Source organism: Noviherbaspirillum sp., assembly GCF_035654295.1.
Classification (GTDB): domain Bacteria; phylum Pseudomonadota; class Gammaproteobacteria; order Burkholderiales; family Burkholderiaceae_D; genus Noviherbaspirillum.
This window is the reverse complement of the sequence record NZ_DASRXF010000156.1, coordinates 1-6,831: the sequence shown is the minus strand read 5'-3', so window position 1 is coordinate 6,831 and position 6,831 is coordinate 1. Positions and strand designations below refer to the sequence as shown.

Genomic DNA, 6,831 nt, shown 5'->3' with positions numbered 1-6,831 from the left:
GAAGCATCTCGGCCTGCAGCTTGACCGCGACAAGGGCATGCGCGTGACCAACCTCGTGCGCAGCCCGGAGTTCATGGATTACATCATCCTCGGGCGCTATGACCAGCCGCTCACCCTCAGCTTCAAGGACCGCAAGCTGGTGGTGCAGATCATTCCGTTCGAGAGCCGCCGCCAGATCCTCGTGACCCACGACGCGACGGAGTCGGAGCGGATCGAGATGATGCGCCGCGATTTCATCGCCAATGCCTCGCACGAATTGCGCACGCCGCTCACGGTCATCAACGGCTTTCTTGAAATCGCCATCGCGCAGCCCGACTTGGAGCCGCAGACGCGCATGTCACACCTCAAGCTGATGAGCGAACAGGGGCAGCGGATGCAGAACCTGGTCGAGGACATGCTGACGCTGACACGGCTGGAATCGGTGGAATATCCGCTGCGTCCGGAACGCGTGAATGTGCGGACGCTGCTGCAGCAGATCGAGCGTGAAGGCATTGCACTGTCCGCCGGGCGTCACACGATTTCATTGCATATCGACGGTCCGGACCTGAAGGGCAGCACGGAAGAATTGCGCAGCGCGTTCGGCAATCTCGTTTCGAACGCGATCCGCTACACGCCCGCAGGGGGAGAAATCGATATCCGCTGGGAAGTGAAGGAAAACGGTCCGCAGTTCACGGTGCGCGACACCGGCATCGGCATTCGGCCGGAGCATATCTTGCGCCTGACCGAACGCTTCTACCGTGTCGACAAGAGCCGTTCGCGCGAGACGCAAGGCACCGGTCTTGGCCTGGCGATCGTCAAGCATGTCTTGCTGCGTCACGACGCGACGCTGGTGATCGAATCGGAGCCGGAGAAGGGCAGTACCTTCACGGTGAAGTTTCCGAAGAAGCTGATTGCCGGGGACTAGCTGCGTCATTCCCGCCTTGCGGGAATGACGGGTAATTCTTGTGAGAGATCGATCTCGCCCAGGGGCAGGAGAAAGGGGACTCGTTCCCGGGTCCCCTTGAGCGGAGGGATTACTTGTAACCGACGCGGTCGAGGATGCGCTGCGCGGCGATCTGGTTCTTGCCGATGGTGGCAATCGAAATGTTCTCGGCCTTGAACTTGCCCATTTCTTCCAGCGTCGGGTTCTTCGCGACCGCGGTCGGGACGACCGGCCACTCGTTGTTGCCGTTGGCGAAATAGGCTTGTGCCTCGTCGCTTGCCAGGTACTCGAGGAACTTGACGGCGGCTTCGCGATGCGGGGCATTCTTTGCAACGCCGCCGCCGGAAATGTTCAGGTGCGTGCCGGACGTCTTCTGGTTCGGCCAGACGAAGCTGATCTTGCTCATCATGTCCTTGTCTTCCGGCTTGGTCGAACGGAGCAGGCGGACGTAATAGTAGGTATTCGCCACCGCTACACCGCATTCACCGGATGCCACACCCTTGATCTGGTCGGTATCGCCACCGCGCGGCGGACGTGCAAAATTGCTCACCACGCCTTGCGCCCATTTCTCGGTGGCCGCTTCGCCGTTGCGCTCGATCATCGAGCCGATCATCGACAGCATGTAGGGGTGCGATCCGGAACGGGTGCAGACCTTGCCCTTGTTCTTCGGGTCGGCCAGCGATTCGTAGGTGGCCACATCTTCCGGTTTCACGTTGGCCTTGTTGTAGACGATGATGCGGCCGCGCGTCGAAAAGCCATACCATTCGGAGCCCTTGCCATCATCCTTGCCGCGCAGGTTGGCCGGAACCCGCGAGTCCAGCACCTTCGACTTGACCGGCTGGAACAGCCCGTCGATCTGCGCGCGCCAGAGGCGGGCGGCGTCGACCATCAGGATGACGTCAGCCGGGCTGTTCTTGCCTTCATTCTTCAAGCGTTCCAGCAAGGCGTTGTCGTCGGCTTCGATGCGGTTGATCTTGATGCCGGTCTGCTTCGTGAAGTTGGCATAGAGCTGCTCGTCCGTCTGGTAGTGGCGGGCGGAATAGAGGTTCAGCACGTTTTCCTGTGCGTGGGAGAAACCGGTGGCGGCGATCGCGACAGCCGCGGCGGCAATTTTCATTCGGAGGACAGGTTTCATTGTTTTTCCTTCACGAGAATTATTTTTTGGTAGCGCCGAGTATAGCCGTTTTTTGTGTAAATCGTAATCATTCTCATTATTGATGGGGATCGACTGCGGCGTCCTATACAATGCGCATTCCGTCATGCATCACCTTGCTTCATGAATCGTTTTTCGCTTGTCCTGCTCTTGTCGGCTGTCTTCATGGCCGGTTGCACCTCCACCCCCGTCACGGCTCCTGCCGTCCCCGCCGCCGGCGCGCCCAAGGCGCCGCGTCCGGTCAAGGTGGGCCTCGCGCTCGGCGGAGGCGCCGCGCGCGGCTTCGCGCATATCGGGGTCATCAAGGCGTTGGAGGCACAGGGAATCGTGCCGGATGTCGTGGTCGGCACGAGCGCAGGCAGCCTTGTCGGCGCCTTGTACGCCGCGGGCAATAACGGATTTGCGCTGCACACGCTCGCGCTCGACATGGACGAGGCGGCCATCTCCGATTGGTCCGTGCCGCTGTTTGCCAAGGCGACCGGCGTCATCAAGGGCGAGGCCTTGCAGAACTATGTCAACAAGGCGGTCGGCAATATGACCATGGAGAAATTGAAGATTCCCTTCGGCGCGGTGGCAACCGACCTCAAGAGCGGCGAGCCGATCCTGTTCCGTCGCGGGAACACCGGAACAGCGGTGCGGGCGTCGTCCGCCGTGCCCGGACTGTTCCAGCCGGTGCGCATCGGCAAGCGCTCTTACGTGGACGGCGGGCTGGTGTCGCCGGTGCCGGTGCGCTTTGCGCGCGAAATGGGTGCGGATTTTGTGATCGCGGTGAACATTTCCTCGCAGCCGGACGCCCAGCCGTCCGCGAGTACGCTCGACGTGCTGCTCCAGACCTTCGCGATCATGGGGCAGAGCATCAACGCCTATGAGCTGAAAGATGCGGACGTCGTGATCCAGCCAAAGCTGGGAACGATGAAAGGAAATGATTTCCCGGGCCGGAACAACGCGATTCTTGCGGGAGAGCAGGCGGCGACTGTCCTCATGCCCGAGATCAAGCGCAGGCTCGCGGCGAGGCGCGAGCAGTAGGTCTTACTCGGTGCCCGGTGCCGCTATGCGGCGCGCCCCGTTGAAGCGGTTCTTCCAATAGCTCAGGTCCATGCTCTCGATGCGCACCTGGCCTCCAGCGGACGGGGCGTGGATGAACTTGTTGTCGCCGAGGTAGACGCCCACGTGCGAGAAGCCGCGGCGCAAGGTGTTGTAGAAGACGAGGTCGCCGGGCTGGAGTTCATGCGTGTCGATCTTCTCGCCGACGCGGCTGATTTCTTCCGAGGTGCGCGGCAATTCTTTCCCCCAAACTTCCTTGAACAGGTAGCGCACGAGGCCGCTGCAATCGAGGCCATTCTCCGGCGCCGTGCCGCCGTACTTGTAACGGATCCCGATCAAGCCCATCGCGCGCAAGGCCATTTCGGAAGCGCGTGAGGTCAGATCTTGCAACTTTGTAAATGCCGCGCCTTGCTCGGGCGCGGGCGGCTCCGCTGCCGCGGCGGGCAGGCAGAGGGACAGTGCGCACGCACCGGCGCAAATGAGGCGCTGAACGAGGCTGCCTGGCATTGTCATTGTTGTAATTTGTTCCTAAACCGATCAGCTCAATGTACGGTATGCGGACGGGCGCTGTCAAAATTTATTGCGCAGGGGTATGCTTGTCTGAAAGCAGCTTTTTCGACACGCGCATGACGACACAGACACCGGTAGACCTGCCCGTCAAGCCTCGGGTACTGATTGCCGACGATTCCCGCATCGTCCGGGCGACGCTGATCAAGCACATCGAAGGCATGTTCGAGTTCCGGGAAGCGCTCGACGGCGAGCAGGCCTGGGAATCCCTGTTGGTCGATCCCAGCATCCGGGTTGTCATCACCGACCTCACCATGCCCAAGCTGGACGGCTACGGGCTGCTCAAGCGCATCCGGGAGTCGAAGATCAGCCGGATCCGCGACCTTCCCGTGGTGGTGGTGTCCGGCAGCGACGAACGCGAAGAACGGGAGCGTGTGAAAGCCGCGGGGGCGACCGACCTGATCACCAAGGGGATAGGCACGGCCCAGCTGCTGTCGCGGCTCGATATCCTGTCGAAGTTGGTCGGCACCCAGCGCGAATTCGAGCACAGCCTTGAGACCCTGGTGCGCAACATGGCCTCGGGCCCGCAACTTCCCCTGCTTGCCCCTGAAGCACTCTCCGGTCATCTGGAAAAGCTGTTGGCGCAAGCGGTCAGCGCGAGAAAGAATTTTGTTGTGCTCAACGTTCGTATCGGCATCCGGCATGTTGCGCTGGAAGGCGTGGCGGCAGTGCCTCCGGCGAGCGTCGTCAATGCAATCGGGCAACTGCTGCTCAGGACCGTACGCGAGACCGACGTTGTCTCGCAGACGGGGGAGGCGGAATACACGCTGGTCACCAGCGGCATCAATGCCGAAGCCGCACGCATCTTCGCGCAGCGCATTTGCCGGGCAATCAGCAGTGCTCACCTCGTCAAGGACGACCGCATGTCGTTCATCGCAAGCTGCGGACTCGTTTCACTGTACGAGGGAGGGCATGAGGCGGCCGGCCTCGCTCAGTTGCGGGAACTCGCCGCGCGCCGGGCGGTGCTCGGCCTGAACCACGCCCTTACCGGAGTTGTCGGCCGTGAAGAGAGCGATGCGTTCGAGCGCGGCGAGCCGGTGTTCGATCTTGCCCCGGCGAAGGGAGGCGGCGCGCAGGTGCCTGACCTTGCAACCCTGCTGAAATGGATCAAGGAAGGGCGGCGCGAGGAAGTGCTACCGCATATCGGCAAGCTGTCCAAGGAATTGCAGCCGCTGGTCGACCTGCTCCTCAAGCAGGGCCGGTAGTATTACGGAAGCGGCGGGGTAGTGCCTGTCGTACAATCCAGCCTTCACTGAAGGAGGCGCAATGCAAACCAAACAAGTACTTTCCCTCGACGACGCCCGCGCCATCGCCACAGCGGCGGAAGCGGAAGCGCGTGCCAACAATTGGGCGGTGACGATCGCCGTCGTCGATGACGGCGGACACTTGCTCTGGCTGCAGCGTCTCGACAATGCTGCGCCCGTATCCGCCTATATTGCACCGGCGAAAGCGCGTACCGCCGCGCTCGGCCGCCGCGAGTCCAAGGGTTACGAAGACATGATCAACAACGGTCGCGCCTCCTTTCTGAGCGCACCCGAGCTGGAAGGGATGCTCGAGGGCGGCGTTCCGGTGATGGTCAACGGGCAGTGCGCCGGGGCGGTCGGCGTATCTGGTGTGAAGTCCTCCGAAGACGTGCAGATTGCCCGCGCCGGCATTGCCGCATTGAAGATCTGAACCCTGCCGCGCACGGCGGCCGACCCCGTGCCGTGGGGCGCCTTGCTGCAAACTTACACGTTTGCAGAGCAGGGCCTTCTCGGCTATAATCTTGGGGTTTAACTAAATTCACCCGCCGTAGCGCATACCCCTTCCATTTCCGTCCCAAAAAGACCCGCGACAGCCAGCGCACAGCCGTTTGGTCGACGGTCGATCTGGCGCGGCGCAGCGGCGGTAAACATCTCAGGAGTTACCCTTGCTGCCATTTTTTTCTGGCCAATCAGTTCCGGCCATCCTTGCGCTCGCAGACGGGTCAATCTTTCAGGGTTTTTCCATCGGTGCCCCCGGTCATACGATCGGTGAAGTCGTGTTCAACACGGCCATGACCGGCTACCAGGAAATCCTGACTGATCCCAGCTACAGCCGCCAGATCGTCACCCTCACTTACCCGCACATCGGCAACGTCGGCGTCAACGAAGAAGACGTCGAAGCCAGCAAGATCCACGCCGCCGGCCTGATCATCAAGGACCTGCCGCTGCTGGTATCGAACTTCCGCGCCAAGCGCAGCCTGTCCGATTACCTGAAGGCGGAAAACGTCGTCGGCATCGCCGGGATCGATACCCGCAAGCTGACCCGCATCCTGCGCGAAAAGGGCGCGCAGAACGGCGCCATCGTCGCCGGCGAGTCCGCCAACTCGGAAGAAGCACTGGCGCTGGCCAAGTCCTTCCCCGGCCTGGCGGGCATGGACCTCGCGAAAGTGGTGTCGACCACCAAGTCCTATGTCTGGACTGAAACCGAGTGGAAGCTCGGCAGCGGTTGCGGCAAGCAGGACAATCCCAAATTCCACGTCGTTGCCTTCGACTATGGCGTCAAGTACAACATCCTGCGCATGCTTGCCGAGCGCGGCTGCAAGGTGACCGTGCTGCCGGCACAGGCAAGCGCCGCGGATGCGCTCGTACTGAACCCGGACGGCGTCTTCCTGTCCAACGGCCCCGGCGACCCGGAGCCGTGCGATTACGCGATCGCCGCCACACGCGAGCTGATCGAGCGCGGCATCCCGACCTTCGGCATCTGCCTCGGCCACCAGATCATGGCGCTGGCTTCCGGCGCGAAGACGCTGAAAATGAAATTCGGCCACCACGGCGCGAACCATCCGGTGCAGGACCTCGATACCAAACAGGTAATGATCACCTCGCAAAACCACGGCTTCGCCGTCGACGTGGATACCCTGCCGTCGAACTGCCGCGTCACGCATGTGTCGCTGTTCGATGGTTCGCTGCAAGGTTTCGAACGTACCGACAAGCCGGCGTTCTGCTTCCAGGGGCACCCGGAAGCCTCGCCCGGCCCGACCGACATCGCCCCCCTGTTCGATCGCTTCGTGGCGATGATGGAGAAACACAAAAATGCCTAAGCGCACAGACATCAAAAGCATCCTGATCATTGGCGCCGGCCCGATCATCATCGGCCAGGCGTGCGAATTCGACTACTCCGG

General features: G+C 61.8%; 7 protein-coding genes. 5 read left to right on the top strand and 2 right to left on the bottom strand.

The window, feature by feature from the left end:
- A partial coding sequence (gene phoR, locus VFF99_RS15635; protein ID WP_325019494.1) for a phosphate regulon sensor histidine kinase PhoR occupies window positions 1–904 on the top strand: 904 nt, incomplete at its 5' end.
- Window positions 905–1,013: 109 nt separating this feature from the next.
- Here the strand turns inward: phoR and VFF99_RS15630 are convergent.
- On the bottom strand, window positions 1,014–2,057 hold the full coding sequence (locus VFF99_RS15630; RefSeq protein WP_325019492.1) for a Fe(3+) ABC transporter substrate-binding protein: 1,044 nt from the start codon (window positions 2,055–2,057) through the stop codon (window positions 1,014–1,016).
- A 141-nt stretch (window positions 2,058–2,198) separates the two neighbouring features.
- On the opposite strand from VFF99_RS15630, the gene VFF99_RS15625 reads away from it, so the two are divergent.
- Window positions 2,199–3,101, top strand: a complete 903-nt coding sequence (locus VFF99_RS15625; RefSeq protein WP_325019490.1) for a patatin-like phospholipase family protein — start codon at window positions 2,199–2,201, stop codon at window positions 3,099–3,101.
- A 3-nt stretch (window positions 3,102–3,104) separates the two neighbouring features.
- On the opposite strand, the gene VFF99_RS15620 is transcribed toward VFF99_RS15625, so the two are convergent.
- Window positions 3,105–3,626 (bottom strand): C40 family peptidase, encoded by a 522-nt coding sequence (locus VFF99_RS15620; protein ID WP_414691547.1) that lies wholly within the window; start codon window positions 3,624–3,626, stop codon window positions 3,105–3,107.
- A gap of 119 nt (window positions 3,627–3,745) precedes the next feature.
- Here VFF99_RS15620 and VFF99_RS15615 point away from each other — a divergent pair, with 119 nt between their 5' ends.
- From VFF99_RS15615 to carA, 3 genes are all read left to right on the top strand, one after another.
- A complete protein-coding gene (locus tag VFF99_RS15615) occupies window positions 3,746–4,891 on the top strand; it encodes a response regulator (RefSeq protein WP_325019486.1) in 1,146 nt (381 codons plus the stop codon).
- A gap of 61 nt (window positions 4,892–4,952) precedes the next feature.
- A complete protein-coding gene (locus VFF99_RS15610) occupies window positions 4,953–5,360 on the top strand; it encodes a heme-binding protein (protein WP_325019484.1) in 408 nt (135 codons plus the stop codon).
- Between the two features lie 235 nt (window positions 5,361–5,595).
- Window positions 5,596–6,750: a glutamine-hydrolyzing carbamoyl-phosphate synthase small subunit gene (gene carA, locus VFF99_RS15605; protein WP_325019482.1), complete on the top strand. Its 1,155-nt coding sequence runs from the start codon at window positions 5,596–5,598 to the stop codon at window positions 6,748–6,750.
- Window positions 6,751–6,831: the final 81 nt, after the last annotated feature.